This window comes from Neochlamydia sp. S13, from assembly GCF_000648235.2.
Lineage (GTDB): Bacteria > Chlamydiota > Chlamydiia > Chlamydiales > Parachlamydiaceae > Neochlamydia.
The window spans coordinates 1,716,313-1,739,314 of the sequence record NZ_AP017977.1 but is presented as its reverse complement, the minus strand read 5'-3'; the positions used below and the strand labels follow the sequence as shown (position 1 = coordinate 1,739,314).

Below are 23,002 nucleotides of genomic sequence, written 5' to 3'. Positions count from 1 at the left end.
GCCCTAATAAAAAGGCTTTTTACTCTATCGAAAGAACAAAGAAGGCAGGATAGGCAAAATCATTATTATCTCGAGGAGAGGCTTTTAGTGTAATGTCACGACCTAAATAGTTTTGCAGATTTACTTGCGTACTGTAAAGATAAGCCATAGGAAGCTGGGTAGTTGGATTTAAAAGCACGAAGTCACCTGGCTTGTTACGAACAGATCGATCATAAAGTTGGATGACGCCTTTTATTGTGCTGGCTTGTTGCCACTGGTCTTCATAATAAGCCGAGATAGGCTGATTATCATGCATTTCTGCCCATGTTTCATATAATTGATTTTCTACTGGTAGCCATGCACTCATTCTATCAGCAATATAGCTACTTGAAGCTACAGGGGAGTTGCTAAGAAGCTCGGGTTGATTAGCTTGTTCTAGCTCAGCAATTCTTTGCTCTTGTAAAGCCACCTTGCTAGAAAGTGTCTTGTTATAAGTGTGGAGTTGCTCGGCATGAGTGGAAAGATTCTCTAGATAATAGATCTTTTTCTGTAAATAATCTTCTTGGATAGTGGCTAATAATTCTCTTGCTCTACTTTGGATTTCTGGAAAGTCGGAGTAATTGTTAATTATTTTATTAAGATTATCATTAATCTTCTCTAAATTAATCTGATTCCATGGCTTAAGGAATTCTTGCTGACTATGGGTAAGTGTGCTTTCAAGTAGGCTAACCCCTTCTTTTTGTTTATGATTTAAAGAGGCTTTTAAATCAGCGTTGCCTATTTTTTCAATATATTCTTTAGCGATGTAAAAATTGGTAGAGGCAGGGGGAATAATTTCTAGCCATTTATTATTAAGAGCGCTAATTTGACCATCAACTTTGTCACCGGTTTGAAGTTGGGCAATAATAGGGGCCTCTAGATTAGGCTCTAGGCGTACATTCACACGGTTTCCTTCAATAGTGTTGTCTAATACATAAGTGCGAAAAACATATCCTTTAAGGTCCTCAGGAGTCGCTAAAGCATAAAAATCATCCCTTTCTCCTACAACAATCCATAAATCTCCTTTATTGCTTTCACGTAAAATAGGTGCTTCTAAATTAGGTTGAAGGCGGATTCTTACCTTATTTTTTAGAGTGCGTCCTGTAAAAGCTGTAAAAGGTTGTGCGGTGGCAGAAGAATCTGGATTGAGATTTGAGGGGAGATGATGGGAAGAATAGGATGTTTTTTCTAAGTCGCTATAAACAGGCTGGCTGAGACATTGAGTAAAGAAGAAAGTTGCCAGCAAGTACAAGGCTGCTTGATTCATCAGTTGGCTCCTAAAAGTAATAGTTATAGATAAAAATTTTATGGACTAGATTAAAAATTGTCAAGGAAGTTAGGAGGTTTGGATAGAATTAATGCATCAGACAATTTTTTCTTTAAAGAAAAAGATAAAAAATAGTGCGATGCATTAATTTGAAGTATTTACGGACAAAAGAAAAATGGGGGATTAGCTAGGGAAAATAATAAGTTTTTAACTTTTAAGGACAGCTACTATATGCTCGCAGCTTGATTTTCCACAAGTACAGCCCACAGGATGTCCTAAATAAACTCTATAATTTTCTTGCGTATCTAATTTGTTCATCACATTAAATAGCTTATCACCTGCTTGGGTCACATCCCATTGTTGGAAGACTAGTTCTTCCTCTTTAACTTCCTCTTCTTCTGCGTTCATAGCGGTCATCATTTCTGGTTCCACAGCTATATTGATGGTGCGCACAATTTGGCAGTGAAGACAGTTACAGTCTAATTCTGCTTTAGGCAATACATTCAGCTCTTCTGGAGAAATAATTTTAGCGATAGCTGCAATTTTTTCTAAAATTTGCTTAGGAATATCGGGAGCATCGCGTTGTGCTGGATTATGAATTAAGGGATTGCCCATACCATCGATAGAGCCAATTCCTAGCTTAAAAGGCACTTCGCCTTGATCGGTATTTAACATGGCTTGAGATAAAGTAGGATCACTCTCCTCTTGAGAATCAATAGATTTTTCTAAATACTCAGCATGGGCACTGAAGATTTGCTCAATTACTTCTCCTTTAAGGTTAGGAATGTTAATTGATTCGCCGCCCATTAAAGTGATGACTAAAAAAGGTCCTTTCATTTGGAGAGATTTTACATGCCTCCAGCTAGTCGAAATATAAGGGGGGATGCTTAATATTTTATCATTAATTTTCATCCTGATACCTCACTTATTAAAAATAATGTAATAATCTTTAATTATACTCATAACATACGATAAAAGAAAATACAAGTCAAGTGTTTTTTAGCAGTCAATGTTGTTGAGTGCTGAGTTGATTTGTAACATATTGAAAAAGAAGTAAATGAATAGTAAATAAGGTCTGCTCAGGAAAAAGAATATATTAAAAAATATTAATTTTTTACTTTTTTCTTCTCATTCCTTATCTTATATCTAAGAGACCTGCCTTACAGAAAAGTAAAATTTTCCTGTTTTCCTTTTTTGTTCAAGTCGAAAAGAAAATTTGCTACTGATTTATCGCAACAAGGAGATCTAGTATGCTCTCGAAAACATTTGTTCTTGATACTAACGTTTTATTGCATGATCCAGAAGCGATCATCAAATTTCCTGGCCAAAATGTGATTATTCCCGTCACGGTATTAGAAGAATTGGACAAAATGAAACGCTTGCCAAGCGATTTAGGACGTAATTCGCGTGCGGTCTTTCGCTATTTAAGTAATCTAAATACTATAGGCGCTGGAAACTTGCATGCCGGCGTTACTTTAGATAACCAGGCAGTGATACGTATCCAAGTCGAATTTAAAACCGATTACTCTTATAATTTTGCTCTTTCCAATAATGATAATAAAATTATTTTAGCTGCTTTCTTTCTAAAAGAGAAGGGAGAGAACGTGGTATTTGTTTCCAAAGATTTTGCTGCCCGTATTAAAGCCGAAGCCATTGGTTTAGAAACAGAAGATTACGAAAATTTAAAATATTCCTATGCGTCCATGTATAAGGGGTTACGCCGGATAGAAATGCCTAAACATGCTATTGATGTGTTTTACAAAGATGGAGCTATTCAGGTAGAGGCCGAAGATTTACATCCTAATGAATATTGTATTTTTTCTTCTCCCGAGCACTCATCAGGGGTTGGTAAGTATAATGCAAAGCGAGGGATAGTTGAGCCCCTTATAAAAGCTAATAACCTTTGGGGAATTAAACCTCTTAACGTAGAGCAAAGATGCGCGATTGATGCCCTTTTGCGGGATGAAATCAAATTAGTTTCACTGATTGGGCAAGCAGGTACGGGAAAAACACTTTTAGCATTGGCCTGTGGCTTACGTAAGGTATTCGATGAAGGGACTTATACGCGCATTCTCGTTAGCCGCCCTGTGATTCCCCTTGGGCGTGACATTGGGTATCTGCCAGGCACTAAGGAAGAAAAATTATTAAATTGGATGCAACCTATCTATGATAATCTAGAATATCTCTGTGATTCAGCAGGAAGTGAGCCTAGCGAAACTCTGCGGTGGGTGATGGAAAGCAAAAAGATTGAAATGGAAGCCGTTACTTATATAAGGGGACGTTCTTTGCCAAAGATGTATATTATTATTGATGAAGCTCAAAATCTTACTCCTCATGAAGTGAAAACGATTGTTTCTCGTGCAGGAGAAAACACGAAGGTTATTTTAACAGGGGATCCTACACAAATTGATAATCCTTATTTAGATAAGGATTCTAATGGCCTTAGCTATGTAGTGGGACGCTTTAGCAATCAGCAAGTTTATGGACATGTATTTATGGAGAAGACAGAACGCAGTGAATTGGCAGCCCTTGCAGCTGAAATTTTATAATCACTACACGTAATTAAAGGTTTTTAAGCTCATTGGGTCTGTTGCCAAAAGCTCTCCTTTTTAAGTAAACAACGAATAGGGCAGAAAAGACAAAAGTGGTAGGTGAAGAGCAACATTTTTTAGCCCTTAAAAAGATCTTTTAATCCAAATAAAGAGGATAAAGGTTGATAAAATTGATAGCCATATACGCAAGTTTTTATTCTCAATCCTACATCCAGCAATTTCATTACAGAGCAATATGTTAAAAAAATGTTCTTCTTTAGCTGAAAAGCTCGAGAATTTATTAAGCCAAACGCATTCAGAAGAGCTATCGGTCCAAAAAATTATGGATCATTTGGCCGATCAAGGTTACGCTACCTTGTTAATTGTGTTGAGTCTTCCTTTCTGTAGTCCCATGCAAATCCCTGGGCTATCCACTCTTTTAGGATTGTTAATCCTTTTAATAGGTTTAAAGATTGCGTTTGGACATAAAGTTTGGCTTCCTAAGAGGTTATTGCAAAAAAAGATCCCCTTTTTGTTTTTAAAGAAGGTAATGTTCTATGTGCTTAAAATAGATACCAAGCTTGGCTTTTTGATTTCTACCCGGTGGGTAGGGCTAGTAAGAAATCGCTATTTACATATTATTCATGGACTGACCATTGCTGTTTTGGCTTTCTTTTTATCATTACCACTTCCCATTCCTTTCACCAACTTATTAGCAGCTTTACCCCTTCTAGCCTTTGGCCTAGCATTTTTAGAAGATGACGGCTTTTTTATCCTTATCGCTTATTTTTTCGCCTTTATTTGCCTGCTGAGCTTTGTTGCTATTATTTGGTTTGGAATAGATTGGCTAATTGTATGGAAAAAATATATTTTTTAGCGTTGGTTATCTAAAAAAAATTTGTTTTTTAGGGGCGCTTAGAAGAAAAGCAAGGCTTTAAAATTCCTTCATTCGCTTTAGCTTTTCAATCATGATAGGCAAGTAATTAATGGATTGGAGGGGGTTACAAGAAGTATTTAGACCTTTTGATTGGCTAAAATCTACTATTCACTCAACCTTATTTCTAGGGAAAAACTCACCATTTAGAAAGAAATATCATCCCTGAGCTAGAGATTAATCATTGCATGAATTTTAACCTCGCCGACACTGCTTTATACCATAAGGCTATTTTGGGTCGAGGTTCATGATTTTGAGCCTTATCCATACCTATTAATGGCTGAAGAGATTGGGTTAAAGATCAAAACTTATTTAGAGAAAGATCAAGCCAAGCGATTAATAGATTTTCTCAGCTTGCTCCGCAAGCTTTTTACGTGAGCAGGCTGTACCACCGACAAGTATGGTTATTTAAATTCTATTTTTCTAAGGATATATGTATAATCAATTGGCATGGTATATTCACACGATTTAAGAAAAAAAGCTTTGAATTATATAGAGAATGGCGGCTCAATAGCCACAGCTAGTGTGGTGTTTGGCGTAGCAGCTCGTACGTTAACAAACTGGATTAAGCGGAAAAAACAAGGTAATCTAGCTCCTAAAAAAAGACGGCAGAGCCCCAGTAAAATAGATAGTGAAAAGCTAAAACTATATGTAAAACAAACTCCCGATGCATACCTTAGGGAAATAGCTGAGGAATTCGGAGTGACAATAGCTGCAGTTTTTTATGCTTGTAAAAGACTGAAAATCACTTTAAAAAAAAGACACCCTTCTACAAGGAAAGAGATGAGAATAAGCGAGAGGAATTTAGACAAAAGCTAGAAAACATTCCGGAAGAAAATAGAATTTACATAGATGAGAGCGGGATAAATGCCTACTTACAGCGCCAACATGCAAGATCACCTATAGGAGAAAAGATTTATGGTGCTATAGCAGGCCGTTCATTTGCTAGAGAAAGCTTTATAGCAGCTAAACAGAAGTCTAAAATTTTAGCTCCTTTTTGTTATACAGGTACTTGTAATTCTCTTTTGTTTAACTTTTGGCTAGAAAAAATATTGATACCCGAACTTAAAACAGGGCAGGTCCTGATTATGGATAATGCTACCTTTCATAAATCGCAAGCCACTCATGAGCTTATCAAAAAGGCAGGGTGTGAGATTTTATTTTTACCGCCCTATTCTCCCGATTTAAACCCTATTGAAACCTTTTGGGCTAATTTTAAGAAGATTGTGGCAGCAAACTTAAGCAAATTTTCTACTCTTGCTCCAACCATTAATTACTTTTTTTAGGTATATGTTGATAATAAGAAATATAAAATTTAAATCATTATAAGAAGAAAAAAGAGGTAGTTTCTTGTGGATGTCTCTGACGTCATCGTTGCTTATTCCTTGAAACCATTAAACTCTTTTTCAAACTTTTCAATTGTTGTTAAAATTAATTCCCATTCTGAAATTTCCCTAAAAAACATGGACTTCATCAGACCATAGTCTTTCTCAAGTTCTTTTAGAATTCGCGGAGGAGGAAAGAGCTTCAAGGTTCCCTTTCGAGCTGTTCCGTAGTTTGCCCAACTTGATGCAAAGTAAATGCTTTTGTGGATGGCAACTCTTCCAAGTAGAGCTATCTCGATAAGAGCCTTCTCCTTGATCTCCGAATTGAGCAAACGGAAAAAGTCATAATAATGCCTTGAAATTCGTGGCGGAAGCTTTTTATCTTCGGGTAAATGTGCATATTGATGAAGGATAGTCGCTTTCTCCCAGAAAGTACGCTCAGCATTCAGTACTCGAACCCATATTTCAGATTCATGAATTTTTTCTTTTAGTGCTTCTTTAGTGTAGCTCTTTATTCTATGTTCGCTGACAGGCCAGTGTTCTGATCTTGCACCAATTTCGATTTTTACAAGCGGACGAATGTACCCAGCTTTTGAGGTTTCGCTTGGATATTCAAATAATAATGTTTGGGCATCGGGGTCTTCTTGGTCAGGGAAGACTTGCCACCCATCAATTGTTCCGAGTTTTGCAGCAAAAGCATCTTTAAGTTCAGCTAGCATCTGAGTTTGAACATAATTGGAGCAAGCTTTTGAAAGATTATCGATGATTGCATTTTGCTTTTTCTTGGATGGTGCATTTTCAGGGTCATGGGGTGCACCAAAACCAAAGAATTCTCTTTCAATTGAAAGATCAATATCTTCTGAAAAACGATCAATTAATCCATATACTTTTGAAAGGGACGTACCTCCTTTAAAGGTGAGATGCGGCCTCATCTTCTCTAGCGAGAAGAGTCTTTCCAAAACCCATACGACCCAATAATCTTTCTCAATAATTTCAAAGGGCATGTTCTTGATATCAGTGGCAGCTCTAAAGAAAAGTTCCCGTTCATCTTTAGACAAAAGATGAATTTCATTCATGGCTTGAGCCCCATAATTTCAAAAAAAAGAGATCGTATCCATGCAGGTGCAAACTTCATATTCTGTCTAATTTCATTTTCTTTTGAGTCTTTAAGGAATTTTGATACCTGCGCACGTGCTACCTGGTCAATGTGATCTTTTCCTAAATTTTTCAAAGCTTGAATCAGAAGACCTTCTCTAGTTCCCGCAGAAGACATAATTTTTTTCGTGGTCTTTTTAAAAATAATTTCTTGATTACCAATTTTGACTTTTCTGGAGGGGCCTTCGGTTAAAAATATGACACGACCAGGAACTTGTAAAGAAAGGCCCACTAAATTGGCAGCATGAGCTCCGGCAGGTTGAATTTGAACCCCATTTTTTTCCGCAATAGCCTTAGCAACTTCATTCAAATCTGGGGGGATTGTGCCCAGTAGATCATGTATTTTGGGGTAATCATAAACGCCTTGAGCGAGCCGCCGGATGATGTTTTGTTTTTGAAGCTGTGAAAGAGCTTTTCGAATAGAGGTATCACTACCCAGATCCGAAAAGTGCATGGGCGTAAAACACCAACCGCGGCCCTGCTCAATAATCCTATTTTTTACTGCGATTTCAATACTTTGGCGCATTTCGAGTTTCCCTTTTTCACAAAAATAGCATCTTTTTGTGAAAACTAGCAATAAAATTTGCCTTGAATTTCACAAAAAGGTGCTATTTTTGTGAAATTACTAGAATCGTTTATGAAAACGGTTAGAGTGTTTCTTTTAAACCCTGGGAAAGTTTAGTATCTTGAGCCATATAAAGGGAATAAAATCGCTACAGTTAAAGCAACAATTTTCTTTGAAAAGCGGTTCTGGGTAGGAACTTTTGAGCGGACCGATAAAGAAGGGTATGCAATTGCAAGGCATATTTTGGGTGGTGAACCGTCTGATCCTGAGATTCATGAGTTTGTTCTTAATCATTATCATGAACTAAAATTTGGAGAAGCTAAGGAAATCAACATTCAAATCCAGCGCATGAATCCAAAGAGAGTACAAAGAGAAGTCCACCGTGAAATGGCAAGAATGAAGGAAACGACACAGCCTTCAACGTTAGCACAAGATTACAGGCGAGAAGGGCTTGAGAAGAAAAGAAAGAAAAGCAGTAGTAGTGCCGAAAACCAAGCTCGCAAAGATGATCAATTTGCACTCAAGCAAGAAAAAAGAAAAGAGAAGCATCGAGGGCATTACTAAAGCGTTATCATCGCTAAGGAATAACTCAAATTATATGAATTAGCTTTCCTGTTTTTTGAAGAGCCTTTCTCTGGGCTGTCCATGCCCACCATGAAGTAGGTTCTCCCGTCTTAGCTTCATGTATAATGGCGGCAAATACGTCCCACATACAAGGATCATGACGTTTTCCTGTTAACCTTTCTAATTGTTCAAACAATTGAGTAGCATCATGATGGATTAAGTCCTCAACTGAATGAATATCGAGAATATTTAAATCCCGTAAAGTTGCTTTTCCAACATTTTTCAAGTCTTTAAGGTTCTTTTTTTTGATAGACATTTTCTACCTGTTTATTCATTGCAAATTTCGCCCATGAAACCATCATTACCACGGACCTATTTACTCTCTACTGTGACAATATCGTGGGAATTTGATGTGCTTTCACTATGAGTCACAGCAGCCACAAGTGTCACAAAAATATAGCAGGAGATGTGGAAGAACGAAATAGTTTTATACTGTTTTCATCCAGTCTAAGGCGTAAATAGTGCGTAATTGGGCTTTATGTGCTTGAACTTTTCGGTTGAATTTTTGATTCACAAGCTTCTAAAAATAAAAAGCTTCACTCTTAAAAGTGAAGCTTAATAATAGGTTGGAGGTGGAGAGAATTGAACTCTCGTCCTGAGCAAACTACATAGTGACCACTACATGCTTAGTGTTCTGAAAATAAGTAGATTCCGCTGCAGAACACGCCACTGGAAACTACTCGCCTCAATTAATCTTGAGTTTAAATTTCTCTAAGGCTGGAGAAACTTAACTCATACCAAGAAAATAACAGTAGACTCTAAAATCCTTGGTCCAATTTCAGACTACTGCGCAAGCACTGCAATTAAGCAGCGCGTGCTACGATTTCAAAGTTAGCTTCAGCCACAGGGCTAAAGTCAACAGCGATTACGTTTGTGCTTGTTTTGGCACTTAATTGTTCACCGGCTTTTTTAGGAGGCCAACCGATACCCTCCGCATGCAATCAATACCTCGCTTCCCAGTCGAAACCGTGACACCCCCGAAAGATGGATGCTGGATAAAAACTGTAAGGGCAGTATTGCCTTTTCTTAATCAAAGAATAACGTAAAAAATAATAAAATAGAAGCAATTTTTTTACGTGAAGGAGAAGAAACAAGATGCTTGCTAGACATTTTCGAGAGAAAATATTATTATTTTTGCCTATGGCTTCGAAAACAATTTTATATTACTTAGTAGGTTAGCGAATGTTTGCAGAAATTCTTCCAGAAAGTTTTGATGAGCGTGAAAAAAGAATTCTTGAATTTTGGAGTGTAAATAAAATTTTCACACAATCGGTAGAAGAAAATCGAGATAAACCTCTTTTTGCTTTTTATGATGGTCCTCCTTTTGCTACGGGTCTTCCTCATTATGGTCATTTACTAGCAGGCACCATTAAAGATGTAGTTTTGCGTTATAAAACAATGAAAGGATTTTGCGTGCCTCGACGTTTTGGCTGGGATTGCCACGGTCTTCCTGTAGAGAATGAGATTGAAAAAATGCATAACCTCTCGGGTGGAGAGGCTATCCAAACTTTTGGAATAGCCAATTTCAACGAGGAATGTAGAAAAATTGTTTTGCGTTATACGGAAGAGTGGAAAACGATTGTTCAGCGCATGGGGAGATGGGTAGACTTTGATCAAACTTATCGAACGATGGATGTGAATTTTATGGAATCGGTATGGTGGGTTTTTCAGCAGCTTTATAATAAAGGGCTGGTTTATGAAGGTTATAAAGTCATGCCTTATTCTGCTAAGCTAGGAACACCGCTTTCTAATTTTGAAGCAGGCGAAAATTATAAAGAGGTAGATGATCCTGCGTTAACGATAGCTTTTCCTTTGCTAGATGAACCTCATATAGCTATTTTAGCGTGGACCACTACTCCCTGGACACTTGTTTCTAATTTAGCTCTCATGGTAGGGCCTGAGATAGATTATGTAAAAATCCTACATACTACCTCTGGCCAACACTACATTTTAGCAAAATCTAGGCTCTCGGCCACTTTTAAAAGTGAAAGCGAGTATCAAATATTAGAGGAGATGAAGGGTAGGAACTTAGCAGGTAAAAGTTATAAGCCCCCTTTTAAGTATTTTGCTGATAGGGCGAGCAAAGGAGCATTTCGTGTAATTCTCGAGGATAGCGTATCGGTAGAAGAGGGCACGGGAATCGTTCATGCAGCTCCTGCTTTTGGAGAAGTAGATTTTTATGCGTGCCAAAGAGAAGGCATAGAGATTGTATGCCCAGTCGATAGTAATGGACTTTTCACAAGTGAAATTCCTGAATATCAAGGGTTGTTTGTTAAAGACTCGGATAAAGAGATCATTAAGCATTTAAAGAAAGAGGGTATAGTCTTTTCTCATGGTGTCTGCCGTCACCGCTACCCTTTCTGCTGGCGATCCGACACTCCTCTTATTTATAAAGCTGTAACTACCTGGTTCGTAGCTGTAGAAAAGATAAAAGATTCGCTTGTGAAAGCTAATGAACAGATTCATTGGACTCCCTCTTATGTCAAACATGGACGTTTTGGTAAATGGTTAGAAGGTGCTAGAGATTGGGCTATCAGCCGAAATCGCTATTGGGGGACGCCTATTCCTATCTGGCGTGCAGAAGATGGAGAAATACTTGTTTTAGGAAGTATTCAAGAGTTAGAGAGTAAAAGTGGCGCTAAAATTAAAGACTTACATCGACATTTTATTGATCAGCTAACCTTTACTCATAATGGAAAAGTCTTTAAACGTATTCCCGAAGTCTTCGATTGTTGGTTTGAGTCGGGCTCTATGCCTTATGCACAAAATCATTATCCCTTTGAAAACCAAGCGCTCTTTAAAGAAATATTTCCTGCAGATTTTATTGCAGAAGGTTTAGATCAAACACGCGGATGGTTTTATACGCTAACTATTCTGTCTACCGCCCTTTTTGATCAGCCAGCATTTAAAAACGTTATTGTGAATGGGATTGTTTTGGCAGAAGATGGGGCAAAAATGTCCAAGCGTTTGCGCAATTATCCCGATCCTAGCCTTGTCATTGAGCGTTTTGGCGCCGATGCCATTCGTGTCTATATGATGCATAGTCCGGCAGTACGTGCCGAGGACCTTTGCTTTGTGGAAGCGGGAGTAGAGCTTATCTTACGTCAAGTAATGCTGCCTCTATGGAATGCTTATAGCTTTTTTATCACCTACGCGCGTATCTATGGCTGGCGCCCTTGTGACCAGCCGAAAAAGCCTATGGCTATTATCGATCGATGGGTAATCTCGCTTTTAAATAAGCTTATCAAACAAGTAGAAGTAGGAATGGATGATTATAACCTTAGCCATGGTATTGAGCCTACAATTTATTTCATTGAGCAGTTGACTAACTGGTATATTAGACGTTCGCGCCGTCGCTTTTGGGAAGAAAAAGAGTCTATTGATCGTAACGAAGCTTTTGCTACTCTTTATCATGTTCTATTGACTTTTACGAAGGTTGCAGCACCTTATATTCCTTTTATGAGCGAAGCTGTTTATCAGAACCTGAAAAGTGAAGAGATGCCTCAATCCGTTCACCTTTGTGCTTATCCAGAATATAATGAGCAGATGCGTGATGAGCAACTAGAGGCCGCTATGGCCGCGGTACAAAGTACGGTAAGTTTAGGTCATGCTTTAAGAAAAGAGCATAAGCTTAAAGTTCGACAACCGTTGGCGAAGGCCCACATTATTTCCGCTGATAGCGTTACTCTTCAATTTTTAAAAGAGCAGCAGCACCTGATTGCCGATGAACTAAATGTGAAAATAATCGAATTTGCCGAGAAAGAGTCTTTATTTGTTAGTCTTAAAGCTAAGCCTAATTTTCGTGTCTTAGGCAAAAAAGTGGGTAAATTAATGAAAGCTACTCAGCAAGCAATTGATGCTTTTAATCAAGAACAATTATCTATCTTGCTGAAAGGTCATTCGCTTCCTTTATTCATAGAAGATACCGAAGTCGTGCTGACTTCGGAAGATGTCCAGGTTGAACGCCAGGTTTTTGAGGGCTTAGCTGGAGCTAATGAAGGATCGATTACTATCGTTTTAGAGACAGTTTTAAATGAAGATCTTTTAATGGAAGGGATTGCCAGGGAGCTCGTTAATAAGATTAATACAATGCGCCGAGAAGCTAATTTAGAAGTGACTGATCGCATTTACGTAAATATAGAAACGACCGAACGGGTAAGGCTAGCTTTTGAGCATTATAAAGAATATGTGCAACAAGAAGTATTGGCGGTTACTGTAGAGTTTAACAAATCTGCTGAAGGAGATGAGTGGGATATTAACAATGAGCCGGCTAGAATCTGGGTAAATAAGGCTAATAGTGTTTAAACACCCCTTTGCCTTACTTTCCACCTTAACTCCTTTTCTCGTACGATAGAGTGGTAAGGAAGTACCCACTAACTCGTTATAGGTGAAAGAGAGGGGATTGAGCTACTTTTCTTATGAAATGATCGTTAATAATTTATATTTTGATTAGAATAAATGTTTGTCTATAAAAAATTTTAAGCTGGCAACTTAGCGATAAGGTAATATGTTAAAAAAACTTATCTCTTATTTTGAAAAGGAGTGACTTCTTACCAGCTCCTTCTCTACTTAGTAATATAGCTTACGTACAGATAGGTTGAAAAAATTATTCCACAGTTATAGCTTTTTTCTTTGAAAAGCCTTACGAGCTATCTAATGGTAGTTTGTTTCAATCAGAAGTTTATCATTGAGTTTCAAGGCAGGTTGCGGACCTTCTTAGGTAGCAGGGAAGAGATAGTAAATAATGGCTATAAAAGCTAAAGCAGGCTTGCTTTTTTAACAAGGATAAACGTTCCTAGAAAATATTCTAGAAATTTGATTTTTTAATTCTAGGGCTTAAGATTTTTATAGCTTGAGAGTAATATTTTTATTCCTTAAAATGCATTCTTCAACACACGGATCGTTTAGCTTAAAAAGGAATCATCATTTGTTAGAAGAGCTTCTCCAAAAGGAAAATAGTTATCTAAATTATTTTTTTGAAAAAATTGATTTATCTGCTGCTGATATTATTGTACAGGCTTTAAAAGACTGCGAGGGAGTCGTAGTTTTTTCAGGGGTAGGAAAAAGTGGCTTAGTAGCAGAAAAAATTGCTATGACCATGACTTCTACTGGCTCTCGAGCTTTATTTATTTCCCCCACGAACGCTTTACATGGCGATATAGGCATAGTTTCTGAAAAAGATGTATTTGTTTTTCTTAGTAAAAGTGGAGAAAGTGAAGAGCTTTTATCTCTTATTCCTACTCTACGTAATCGGCGAGTAAAAATTATAGGAATTGTCTCCAATGCAAAAAGCCGTTTAGCTAAAGCTAGTGATGTATATATTGATCTTCCTTTGCAGCAAGAGCTTTGCCCGTTTGATATAGTGCCGACAACGTCTGCTGTTATACAGCTTATATTTGGAGACATTCTTGCTGTTGCCCTCATGCGTATGAAAAATTTTAGCTTAGAAGAATATGTAAAAAATCATCCTGCAGGTAGGATTGGTAAACGCATCTCGCTTAAAGTGTCTGATTTAATGATCACTGGCTCTAGCCTTCCTATATGCAAGCCTCACGATAAATTGGTAAATACTCTTGTAGAATTATCTAATAAACGTTGCGGCTGTGTATTAGTGACTGATGAAACTGAAGTTTTACAAGGAATATTTACCGATGGTGATCTCCGGCGGGCTTTACAATCCCATGGAGCTGCTTCCCTGCAATTGCCTATGAAAGATCTAATGATCCAAACAGCTCGGTGGGTTGCTCCTCATAATTTGGCATGGGATGCCATGCGTAAGATGGAAGGTGACCAAAAAAATGCTATTACGGTATTACCTGTCCTTACCGAGCATAAAAAGCTGCTAGGCCTTATCAAATTACATGATATTGTCCAATCTGGAATATGAACGTTCCTACGCTTAAGCCTTTATCATTTAGCTACTAATTTTTCTTTAAATATGCTTGGGTAGAAAGGTAATCGCTCTTATTTTCTATAAATAAGCTAGGCATATAGAAGTCATAAAGTATTTAATATTTCTGCCTCGACCTTAGGAAAATGCAATTTCCTATCTTTTAGAGGGGACCGCTGATTTTTATGCCGCCATTTTTAAAGTATAATTAAGGGTTTTTATTCATTGATTTTTGTACTCCCTTTTTTCAAGCTTTTGTGTATCTCTTCTAGTTCATAGTAGGAACGTTTACTAAAATAGGGTAAAAATAGGTCACAAAAATATTTTTTTTGATTTTCTTCTACATACAGAGGAAGATCCAAAGAATAATGCAATGCAGTGATGTCTTTTGAGGTAAGAGCAATCCACAAGCCAATTCCGTAATGTTTATCATCGTCTAGATAAGCCATTTCATCCACTTTTTCCAGGGATACTTTAAAAAGAATCCTGCCATGCAAGGCAAAATAAAGTTCATTTAGTGAGTTCACCTTGACTTGGTGGGGGGTGTTTTCTAAATACGACAACTGACGGTAGGGCAAAAGTCCTAAAGTGATAAATACCCCTCCTAAAAGCAGAAGAACCCAACCCCAAGTAGCTAAGACAGAAGGGGAAAGGAAAATTCCTCCATAGAGCCATAAACTAATGCCGGCAGCTCCATAAATTGTGCCTTTGATAAGGGTGGCTTTTTTTATAGAAGAATGAATAGTAGAGTTTAAAGATAAAATAGGCTCTTCCATTTTTTTTTACCTAGTTTAGAATGTAAAAATTGCATATTAGAATGTATATTAGCAGAAAAGATTTACAGGAAAACTTATATGGCTATCACTCTAAATATTTATACTATCAGCATGATTATTGTCTTTATCATAGGTTATGGCTTTATTACTATAGAGCATGTGATTAGAATCAACAAAACGACCACAGCTTTGCTGATGGCCATTATTTGTTGGATTTTGCAATTTGCTAATCATCACGATAAATTTTCTCATCAGCAGAATCTAGATTCATTAGCTGCTCATGTGGCTGATATTAGCCAGGTAATATTCTTTCTTATAGGTGCTTTGAGCGTCGTGGAACTTATCAATGCTCATCAAGGATTTAAAATCATTTTAGATGTTATTAAAGTTAAATCTAAAGTTAGACTGCTGTGGGTGTTAGGTTTGATTACTTTCTTTTTATCAGCAGTGCTAGATAACCTAACCACCACGCTTGTAATGCTTTCCATTATGCAAAAGCTATTGACGAACCGAGAAGATCGCTGGTTAATAGGCGGAGGGATAGTAATTGCAGCCAATGCAGGGGGCGCTTGGACACCGATTGGGGATGTCACGACAACTATGCTATGGATAGGGGGGCAAGTGACTTCATGGGCAATCATTAAAAATCTTTTTTTTCCTAGTCTAGCATGCTTTATTGGCTCATTTTCCATCATTAGCCGATGCTTAAAAGGCTCACTAATCGATTATAAATTATTAAACGCGCATAAAAAACTAGAACCTATTGGCAAGCTAATTTTTTTAGCAGGTATAGCTGCGCTTACCTTTGTACCTATTTTTAAAACATTGACGGGTTTGCCCCCCTTTATGGGAATATTGTTTGGTTTAGGATTATTATGGCTAATGACGGATATTGCTTATTTTAAAGAGGAAGATCGCGAACATTTACGTGTGCCGCATGTATTAACAAAGATTGATTTATCGGGAGTACTATTTTTCTTTGGCATTCTTTTATGCATTAATGCTTTAGAGTCGGCAGAGCTACTAAAAATGTTAGCTCAGTGGTTAAATCAGCATGTAGGAAACATAGAGGTGATAGCCACTCTAATCGGTATAGCTTCAGCGATTGTGGATAACGTTCCATTGGTAGCGGCCAGCATGGGAATGTACAGCCTTCAACAATATCCTCAAAATTCTTCCTTTTGGCAATTGATAGCCTATTGCGCAGGTACTGGAGGCAGCCTGTTGATTATTGGCTCTGCTGCAGGCGTGGTCTTCATGGGGCTTGAGAAAGTAGATTTTTTCTGGTATTTAAAAAAAATATCTTTTCCTGCTTTTGTAGGCTACGTGGCGGGCATTACCGCCTACTACTTACTTAGCATTATCTGATCTTTAGAGGAAGAAGAGAGGAGGATTAGGAAGTTCTCTAATTTTCTTTTTTTTTCTTGTTTACTTAAGGAGCATTCCCTTTATGTAAACTCTTTATGGCTAAAAAGATCATTTAAGCTTCTTTTATAAGGATCTTCTATCTAGGTTTTATCAGGGAGCTTAGGCCATTTAGGTTATAAAAAAACATCCCTCTTCTGCCCTTGCATAATAAAAAAAGGCAGAATCCCTTATCGGCTGAATGTAAGAGATAGCTTACAATTAACTCTCTTTTCCCACCTTTGCTTTTTTGTTAAAACATACCACGATAAAGCTTTAAAGATCGCAGGAATTGAAGTGGATAAGGTGAGACATTATAGGCTTTTAATCTTAGAAGTTAGAGGTTTAGGAAAAGACTCTCTAGGGACTGGCAAAACATTAAACAGATGAGTTAAGAAGCAAAAAGCTAAAAAATCCACTACAAGACCAGACTCAACAAATTAAGTGAGCGTAAAAATGTGCTGGCTTAGGGGCAGGAAAAAAATGTTTCATACAAGCTAGACTATAAATTAGAAGAGGAGCTTTTCGCCTCCTTTCAAAATTAAAGGTAGAGGTTAAGCTTTACTATCAAAGCGATCTATCATCGCTTGCGTCTAAATGCCCTGCGTGAGAAATAAGAGGGACAAGAAAGATGAGACAGTATTTTCCCCATTATATTAAAATAATCCTTGAATAAAATTGCCTTTTTGGTATAATAACATCCAAAGTACGAGCGATTTAGATTTTCCCATACGGCAACCACCTCTCTTAAAATCCCCATGAAATAGCGATTTATATACTTGTACACCATAGAACAAACATATAGGTGGGAAATTGACAGCTCAAATTTAAAACTCATTCATTCTCTTTAACTTTTAGGAGTTTAGGAAAAAATTAGAGAAAAAGGAAAATAGGGATTGCGAAAATAATTCGATATTTTGTATGTTTACTGCTTCTTAAGTGAAAAGTTAAGAAGAAGAACAAAAAAAGCGTGACCAACGAGTGACGCAAAAAGCTATTTGACAGTGATAGAAAGACAATGTGCAAGCAAACATAAAGTTTGTGCGAAGATTAAAAGGCAACTTTTAATCTCGTTAATAGAATCAGAGATAAATAAATCATTTATCAAGTTTTCAAAGAATATATTTTTCTTGAGAATTTGATCTTGGTTCAGATTGAATGCTGACAGCGTGGATGAGGCATGCAAGTCGAACGAAATGTAGCAATACATTTAGTGGCGGAAGGGTTAGTAATACATGGGTAACTTACCATTAACTTGGGAATAACGATTGGAAACGATCGCTAATACCGAATGTGGTGATAACAAGGCATCTTGAAATCATTAAAGTGGGGGATCTTCGGACCTCGCGGTTAAAGAGAGGCCCATGGGATATCAGCTAGTTGGTAGGGTAAAGGCCTACCAAGGCTAAGACGTCTAGGCGGATTGAGAGATTGACCGCCAACACTGGGACTGAGAACTGCCCAGACTCCTACGGGAGGCTGCAGTCGAGAATCTTTCGCAATGGGCGAAAGCCTGACGAAGCGACGCTGTGTGAGTGATGAAGGCCTTCGGGTCGTAAAACTCTTTCGCCTGGGAACAAGGGGATCTAGCTAACATCTAGAGAACTTGAGCGTACCAGGTAAAGAAGCACCGGCTAACTCCGTGCCAGCAGCTGCGGTAATACGGAGGGTGCAAGCATTAATCGGATTTATTGGGCGTAAAGGGCGCGTAGGCGGGAAGGAAAGTCAGATGTGAAATCCCGGGGCTCAACCTCGGAACAGCATTTGAAACTTCCTTTCTTGAGGGTAGACGGAGAAAATGGAATTCCACAAGTAGCGGTGAAATGCGTAGATATGTGGAAGAACACCAGTGGCGAAGGCGATTTTCTAGTTTACACCTGACGCTGAGGCGCGAAAGCAAGGGGATCAAACAGGATTAGATACCCTGGTAGTCCTTGCCGTAAACGATGTATACTTGGTGTAACCGGAATCAACCCTGGTTGTGCCGAAGCTAACGCGATAAGTATACCGCCTGAGGAGTACGCTCGCAAGGGTGAAACTCAAAAGAATTGACGGGGACCCGCACAAGCAGTGGAGCATGTGGTTTAATTCGATGCAACGCGAAGAACCTTACCCAGGCTTGACATGCAGATGATCATTACAGAGATGTAATTTCCCTTCGGGGCATCTGCACAGGTGCTGCATGGCTGTCGTCAGCTCGTGCCGTGAGGTGTTTGGTTAAGTCCAGCAACGAGCGCAACCCTTATCATTAGTTGCCAACACTTTGGGTGGGAACTCTAATGAGACTGCCTGGGTTAACCAGGAGGAAGGTGAGGATGACGTCAAGTCCGCATGGCCCTTATGTCTGGGGCTACACACGTGCTACAATGGTCGGTACAGAAGGCAGCGAAGCCGCGAGGTGAAGCAAATCCTAAAAGCCGATCTCAGTTCAGATTGTAGTCTGCAACTCGACTACATGAAGACGGAATTGCTAGTAATGGTGGGTCAGCAACACCACCGTGAATACGTTCCCGGGTCTTGTACACACCGCCCGTCACATCATGGGAGTTGGTTTTACCCGAAGCCGCTGGCTCAACCGCAAGGAGAGAGGCGTCTAAGGTGAGGCTGATGACTGGGATGAAGTCGTAACAAGGTAGCCCTACCGGAAGGTGGGGCTGGATCACCTCCTTTTAAGGACAGAGAATGCGTTAGGAATAACCATTCTTAGGTTGAAACAAACTTTAGCTGCACATTGTCTTCCTCTTACTGTTAAGTAAGAAATGAAGCTTTTAAGCTTCATATCTAGTTATCTTGAAAGGCAAGTGATTAATAAGAAATCAAACAAAAGAGTTAATCTTCAAAAGATAAGATTGATGATTAAAGTAAAAGTATCATGTTAATAGCGAATCGTTAGCAATAACGATTAAACGCATCTTACGTTAAGCGAAAGCAAAACGTTAAACACTGATAAGTTCACAGACATAAATCGACGCTTGAAGAGTAAACTTCTTACCTAAGTTTTAAATGTAAATTTAAAACTGAACAATTGGCGAAAGTAAGTGGAAAACACTTACAAAATAAAGTATGCTCATTAAACTTAATGACGTAATTGTAAAACGTCAGCTTTAGTCCAAAAATTAAATTTTTTGGTCAAGCTATTAAGGGCTGCTGGTGGATGCCTTGGTATCAACAGGCGATGAAGGACGCGAAACCCGCGATAGGCATCGGTGAGCTGGAAGAAAGCGTAGACCCGGTGGAATCCGAATGGGGAAACCCGGTGAGAGTAATACCTCATCATCTTTAACTGAATCCATAGGTTAAAGAAGCAAGACCTACTGAACTGAAACATCTTAGTAAGTAGAGGAAAAGAAATCAATAAAGAGATTCCCAAAGTAGCGGCGAGCGAAATGGGAAAAGCCCAAACCAGAGTCAATGACTCTGGGGTTGTAGGACCTATCAAAAGATCAGGAAATCTTAGTCGAACACCGCTGGAAAGCTGGACAATATAGGGTGATAGTCCCGTAGACGAAAAGAGGACCTGACAGGATAGGCACCTGAGTAAAGCCGGACACGTGAAACCCGGTTTGAAGCAGGGAGGACCACCTCCCAAGGCTAAATACTCGTTGATAACCGATAGCGAACCAGTACCGTGAGGGAAAGGCGAAAAGAACCCCTGTTAGGGGAGTGAAATAGAACCTGAAACCAGCAGCTTACAAACGGTCGAAGGCCTATGCCCTTTATAAGGGAATGGCTGACGGCGTGCCTTTTGCATGATGAGCCAGCGAGTTACGCTATATGGCAAGGTTAAGGGACCTACGTTCCGGAGCCGAAGTGAAAGCGAGCGTTAAAAGCGCGAATAAGTCATATGGCGTAGACACGAAACCACGTGATCTATCCATGACCAGGTTGAAGCAAGGGTAACACCTTGTGGAGGACCGAACTAGTAACTGTTGAAAAAGTTTTGGATGAGTTGTGGATAGGGGTGAAAGGCCAATCAAACGTGGAGATATCTTGTTCTCTTCGAAATAACTTTAGGGTTAGCCTCGGACGTATTCTTTACAGGGGTAGAGCACTGAATTCACGCGGGGACCTACCGGTCTACCAAAGGAAATCAAACTCCGAATACTGTAAAGCAGTCCGGGAGATAGACAGTGGGGGCTAAGCTTCATTGTCAAAAGGGGAACAGCCCAGATCGCCGAATAAGGCCCCTAATTCTATGCTAAGTGAGTAAGGAAGTAAAGTTTCTAAAACAGTTGGGATGTTGGCTTAGAGGCAGCCATCATTTAAAGAGTGCGTAACAGCTCACCAATCGAGAAACTTTGCGCCGATAATATCCGGGACTAAAGCATAGAGCCGAATTCGCGGGTGCATATTGTAAAATATGCGCGGTAGGGGAGCGTAGTATGGGCACAGAAGATGTACCGAAAGGAGCATTGGAGCGCATACTAGTGAGAATGCATGGCATGAGTAAACGATAAAGGCAGTGAAAATCTGCCTCGCCGAAAACCCAAGGTTTCCAGGGTAAAGCTCGTCTTCCCTGGGTTAGCCGGTCCCTAAGCTGAGGCTGAAAAGCGTAAGCGATGGAAAGCAGGTTAAATATTCCTGCGCCACCGAAGACAACAGCGATGGATTGACGAAATAAGTAAAGCACGCGGACGATTGGAAGAGTCCGTGACACTACGAGGAAGGCTGATAGGCAAATCCGTCAGCAGGATTCTAGATAGTGGACAAGGGGAGTGCAAATGAACCGATGGTGTAGAGCGATGTTTCCAAGAAATAGATTCTAGCTGTCGAAGGTGACCGTACCAAAACCGACACAGGTGGGTGGGAAGAATATTCTTAGGCGCGCGAGAGAACTCTCGTTAAGGAACTCGGCAAATTATCCCCGTAACTTCGGGAGAAGGGGAGCCATGAGCCGTGACACATCTAGCATGTGAAGCGGAGCGTGGCCGCAGAGAAATGGCCCAGGCGACTGTTTAACAAAAACACAGCACTATGCAAAGACGTCTAAGTCGAAGTATATGGTGTGATGCCTGCCCAATGCCAAAAGGTCAAAAGGAGAGGTTAGCAGCAATGCGAAGCTTCGAATTTAAGCCCTGGTGAATGGCGGCCGTAACTATAACGGTCCTAAGGTAGCGAAATTCCTTGTCGGGTAAGTTCCGACCTGCACGAATGGTATAACGATCTGGGCACTGTCTCAACGAGAGGCTCGGTGAACTTGTAGTAGCGGTGAAGATGCCGTTTACCCGCAATAAGACGGAAAGACCCCGTGAACCTTTACTGTACTCTGGTATTGGCTCCTAACTTGTCATGTGTAGGATAACCAGGAGACTTAGAAGTCTTGCCGTCAGGTAAGATGGAGTCGACGGTGAAATACTGGTCTTGACAAGTCGGGAATCTAACGTTCACCCATGAATCTGGGGAACGGACATTGCCAGACGGGCAGTTTTACTGGGGCGGTATCCTCCTAAAGAGTAACGGAGGAGTCCAAAGTTTGCCTCATCGTGGTTGGCAATCACGAGTAGAGCGTAAAGGTATAAGGCAAATTAACTGTGAGACCAACAAGTCGAACAGGTACGAAAGTAGGGCTTAGTGATCCGGCGGTGGAAAGTGGAATCGCCGTCGCTCAACGGATAAAAGGTACTCCGGGGATAACAGGCTTATCGCCACCAAGAGTTCATATCGACGTGGCGGTTTGGCACCTCGATGTCGACTCATCGCATCCTGGGGCTGAAGAAGGTCCCAAGGGTTTGGCTGTTCGCCAATTAAAGCGGTACGCGAGTTGGGTTCAAAACGTCGTGAGACAGTTTGGTCCCTATCTGTTGTGGGCGCAGGATACTTGAGAGGAGTTGCTTCTAGTACGAGAGGACCGAAGTGAACGAACCAATGGTGTGCCGGTTGTACTGCCAAGTGCATAGCCGGGTAGCTATGTTCGGAAAGGATAAGCGTTGAAAGCATCTAAACGCCAAGCCTCCCTCAAGATAAGGTATCCCAATTAGACACCATGAAGACTACATGGTAGATAGGTTGGATGTGTAAGCACAGTAATGTGTTGAGCTAACCAATACTAATCAGTCGATTGGCTTGACCAACTTTCTTTTATCGAGACAAGTTGGGTCAAAGTAACAAAGACTACAAGCTGACGCAAAATAAGCCAATGTAAGAAAGAGAAATTCAAGCGTTGATTTATGTGTGTGAAGCGTTAAAGCTAAAAGCTGATACGATTTCTTAACTAATCATTTGCCTAGCTTTTTTAAAGCTAAAAATAATTTTGCTTGGTGGCAATAGAGAGAGGGAAATACCTGATCCCATACCGAACTCAGAAGTCAAGCCTCTTATCGCCGATGGTACTGCACACAAGAGTGTGGGAGAGTAGGTCGCCGCCAAGCTTTTTTTTTACTAAACTAGCGTTCCTAAAAGCTCTTTTGCCCTCCTGTTAGCCTATCTTGCTTTTCTCCACCTTTTTTTCTTTTACCCTTCTAGCTTTTTTCTATATTCATGTAGTTGAGCTGTTTACCTCTTTTTCTTTTTTAA

The 23,002-nt window shown here is 39.6% G+C and carries 13 protein-coding genes, 3 rRNA genes, 1 other RNA gene and 1 pseudogene; 11 read left to right on the top strand and 7 right to left on the bottom strand.

Annotated elements, in window-relative coordinates:
• Positions 1–19 precede the first annotated feature (19 nt).
• Entirely contained in the window at positions 20–1,285 is a 1,266-nt protein-coding gene (locus tag TY21_RS06690) for an SH3 domain-containing protein (RefSeq protein WP_052354571.1), read from the bottom strand.
• 207 nt (positions 1,286–1,492) lie between these two features.
• Entirely contained in the window at positions 1,493–2,197 is a 705-nt protein-coding gene (locus tag TY21_RS06685) for a hypothetical protein (protein WP_042242036.1), read from the bottom strand.
• A gap of 338 nt (positions 2,198–2,535) precedes the next feature.
• Between TY21_RS06685 and TY21_RS06680 the strand changes: the two genes are divergently transcribed.
• From TY21_RS06680 to TY21_RS11030, 4 genes and pseudogenes are all read left to right on the top strand, one after another.
• Positions 2,536–3,834 carry a PhoH family protein gene (locus TY21_RS06680; protein ID WP_039383377.1) on the top strand — a complete coding sequence of 433 codons (1,299 nt, stop codon included), beginning with the start codon at positions 2,536–2,538 and terminating at the stop codon, positions 3,832–3,834.
• 238 nt (positions 3,835–4,072) lie between these two features.
• Positions 4,073–4,693 (top strand): exopolysaccharide biosynthesis protein, encoded by a 621-nt coding sequence (locus TY21_RS06675; protein WP_042242039.1) that lies wholly within the window; start codon positions 4,073–4,075, stop codon positions 4,691–4,693.
• A gap of 507 nt (positions 4,694–5,200) precedes the next feature.
• Entirely contained in the window at positions 5,201–5,569 is a 369-nt protein-coding gene (locus tag TY21_RS06670; RefSeq protein WP_042242042.1) for an IS630 transposase-related protein, read from the top strand.
• Positions 5,560–6,036 (top strand): annotated as a pseudogene (locus TY21_RS11030) (IS630 family transposase); the annotation flags it as partial. The gene TY21_RS06670 and the pseudogene TY21_RS11030, both read left to right, overlap by 10 nt.
• 92 nt (positions 6,037–6,128) lie before the next feature.
• Here TY21_RS11030 and TY21_RS06660 read toward each other — a convergent pair.
• Both TY21_RS06660 and TY21_RS06655 read right to left on the bottom strand, forming a co-directional pair.
• A complete protein-coding gene (locus TY21_RS06660) occupies positions 6,129–7,151 on the bottom strand; it encodes a nucleotidyl transferase AbiEii/AbiGii toxin family protein (protein WP_042242048.1) in 1,023 nt (340 codons plus the stop codon).
• Entirely contained in the window at positions 7,148–7,756 is a 609-nt protein-coding gene (locus tag TY21_RS06655; protein WP_042242050.1) for a DUF6088 family protein, read from the bottom strand. The genes TY21_RS06660 and TY21_RS06655 overlap by 4 nt, the downstream gene beginning before the upstream one ends.
• A 183-nt stretch (positions 7,757–7,939) precedes the next feature.
• On the opposite strand from TY21_RS06655, the gene TY21_RS06650 reads away from it, so the two are divergent.
• Positions 7,940–8,359 (top strand): YjdF family protein, encoded by a 420-nt coding sequence (locus TY21_RS06650; RefSeq protein WP_042242053.1) that lies wholly within the window; start codon positions 7,940–7,942, stop codon positions 8,357–8,359.
• A gap of 25 nt (positions 8,360–8,384) precedes the next feature.
• Here TY21_RS06650 and TY21_RS06645 read toward each other — a convergent pair whose 3' ends face one another.
• Together TY21_RS06645 and ssrA are read right to left on the bottom strand one after the other, a co-directional pair.
• Entirely contained in the window at positions 8,385–8,675 is a 291-nt protein-coding gene (locus TY21_RS06645; protein ID WP_042242056.1) for a helix-hairpin-helix domain-containing protein, read from the bottom strand.
• A 308-nt stretch (positions 8,676–8,983) separates the two neighbouring features.
• Positions 8,984–9,398, bottom strand: a transfer-messenger RNA (tmRNA) gene (gene ssrA / locus TY21_RS06640).
• Between the two features lie 203 nt (positions 9,399–9,601).
• Here ssrA and ileS point away from each other — a divergent pair.
• Positions 9,602–12,724: an isoleucine--tRNA ligase gene (gene ileS / locus TY21_RS06635; RefSeq protein ID WP_042242058.1), complete on the top strand. Its 3,123-nt coding sequence runs from the start codon at positions 9,602–9,604 to the stop codon at positions 12,722–12,724.
• Between the two features lie 622 nt (positions 12,725–13,346).
• Positions 13,347–14,306, top strand: a complete 960-nt coding sequence (locus TY21_RS06630) for an SIS domain-containing protein (protein WP_042242063.1) — start codon at positions 13,347–13,349, stop codon at positions 14,304–14,306.
• Positions 14,307–14,527: 221 nt separating this feature from the next.
• Here the strand turns inward: TY21_RS06630 and TY21_RS06625 are convergent, their stop codons facing one another.
• Positions 14,528–15,085 (bottom strand): hypothetical protein, encoded by a 558-nt coding sequence (locus TY21_RS06625; protein ID WP_042242065.1) that lies wholly within the window; start codon positions 15,083–15,085, stop codon positions 14,528–14,530.
• 78 nt (positions 15,086–15,163) lie between these two features.
• Here TY21_RS06625 and nhaD point away from each other — a divergent pair, with 78 nt between their 5' ends.
• The 4 genes from nhaD (at position 15,164) to rrf (ending at position 22,857) form a co-directional block, all read left to right on the top strand.
• Positions 15,164–16,453 carry a sodium:proton antiporter NhaD gene (gene nhaD, locus TY21_RS06620; RefSeq protein WP_042242068.1) on the top strand — a complete coding sequence of 430 codons (1,290 nt, stop codon included), beginning with the start codon at positions 15,164–15,166 and terminating at the stop codon, positions 16,451–16,453.
• Between the two features lie 1,162 nt (positions 16,454–17,615).
• A 16S ribosomal RNA gene (locus TY21_RS06615) occupies positions 17,616–19,159 on the top strand.
• Positions 19,160–19,616: 457 nt separating this feature from the next.
• Positions 19,617–22,560 (top strand): 23S ribosomal RNA (locus TY21_RS06610).
• Between the two features lie 182 nt (positions 22,561–22,742).
• Positions 22,743–22,857: ribosomal RNA gene (rrf, locus tag TY21_RS06605) — 5S ribosomal RNA — on the top strand.
• The 16S, 23S and 5S rRNA genes sit together here, the layout of an rRNA operon.
• The last annotated feature ends 145 nt before the right edge of the window (positions 22,858–23,002 follow it).

What these genes read in the sequence shown, in the direction of transcription:
- TY21_RS06690 (WP_052354571.1), bottom strand. Translation starts at nt 1,285, where the DNA reads ATGAATCAAGCAGCCTTGTACTTGCTGGCAACTTTCTTCTTTACTCAA.
- TY21_RS06685 (WP_042242036.1), bottom strand. Translation starts at nt 2,197, where the DNA reads ATGAAAATTAATGATAAAATATTAAGCATCCCCCCTTATATTTCGACT.
- TY21_RS06680 (WP_039383377.1), top strand. Translation starts at nt 2,536, where the DNA reads ATGCTCTCGAAAACATTTGTTCTTGATACTAACGTTTTATTGCATGAT.
- TY21_RS06675 (WP_042242039.1), top strand. Translation starts at nt 4,073, where the DNA reads ATGTTAAAAAAATGTTCTTCTTTAGCTGAAAAGCTCGAGAATTTATTA.
- TY21_RS06670 (WP_042242042.1), top strand. Translation starts at nt 5,201, where the DNA reads ATGGTATATTCACACGATTTAAGAAAAAAAGCTTTGAATTATATAGAG.
- TY21_RS06660 (WP_042242048.1), bottom strand. Translation starts at nt 7,151, where the DNA reads ATGAATGAAATTCATCTTTTGTCTAAAGATGAACGGGAACTTTTCTTT.
- TY21_RS06655 (WP_042242050.1), bottom strand. Translation starts at nt 7,756, where the DNA reads ATGCGCCAAAGTATTGAAATCGCAGTAAAAAATAGGATTATTGAGCAG.
- TY21_RS06645 (WP_042242056.1), bottom strand. Translation starts at nt 8,675, where the DNA reads ATGTCTATCAAAAAAAAGAACCTTAAAGACTTGAAAAATGTTGGAAAA.
- ileS (WP_042242058.1), top strand. Translation starts at nt 9,602, where the DNA reads ATGTTTGCAGAAATTCTTCCAGAAAGTTTTGATGAGCGTGAAAAAAGA.
- TY21_RS06625 (WP_042242065.1), bottom strand. Translation starts at nt 15,085, where the DNA reads ATGGAAGAGCCTATTTTATCTTTAAACTCTACTATTCATTCTTCTATA.
- nhaD (WP_042242068.1), top strand. Translation starts at nt 15,164, where the DNA reads ATGGCTATCACTCTAAATATTTATACTATCAGCATGATTATTGTCTTT.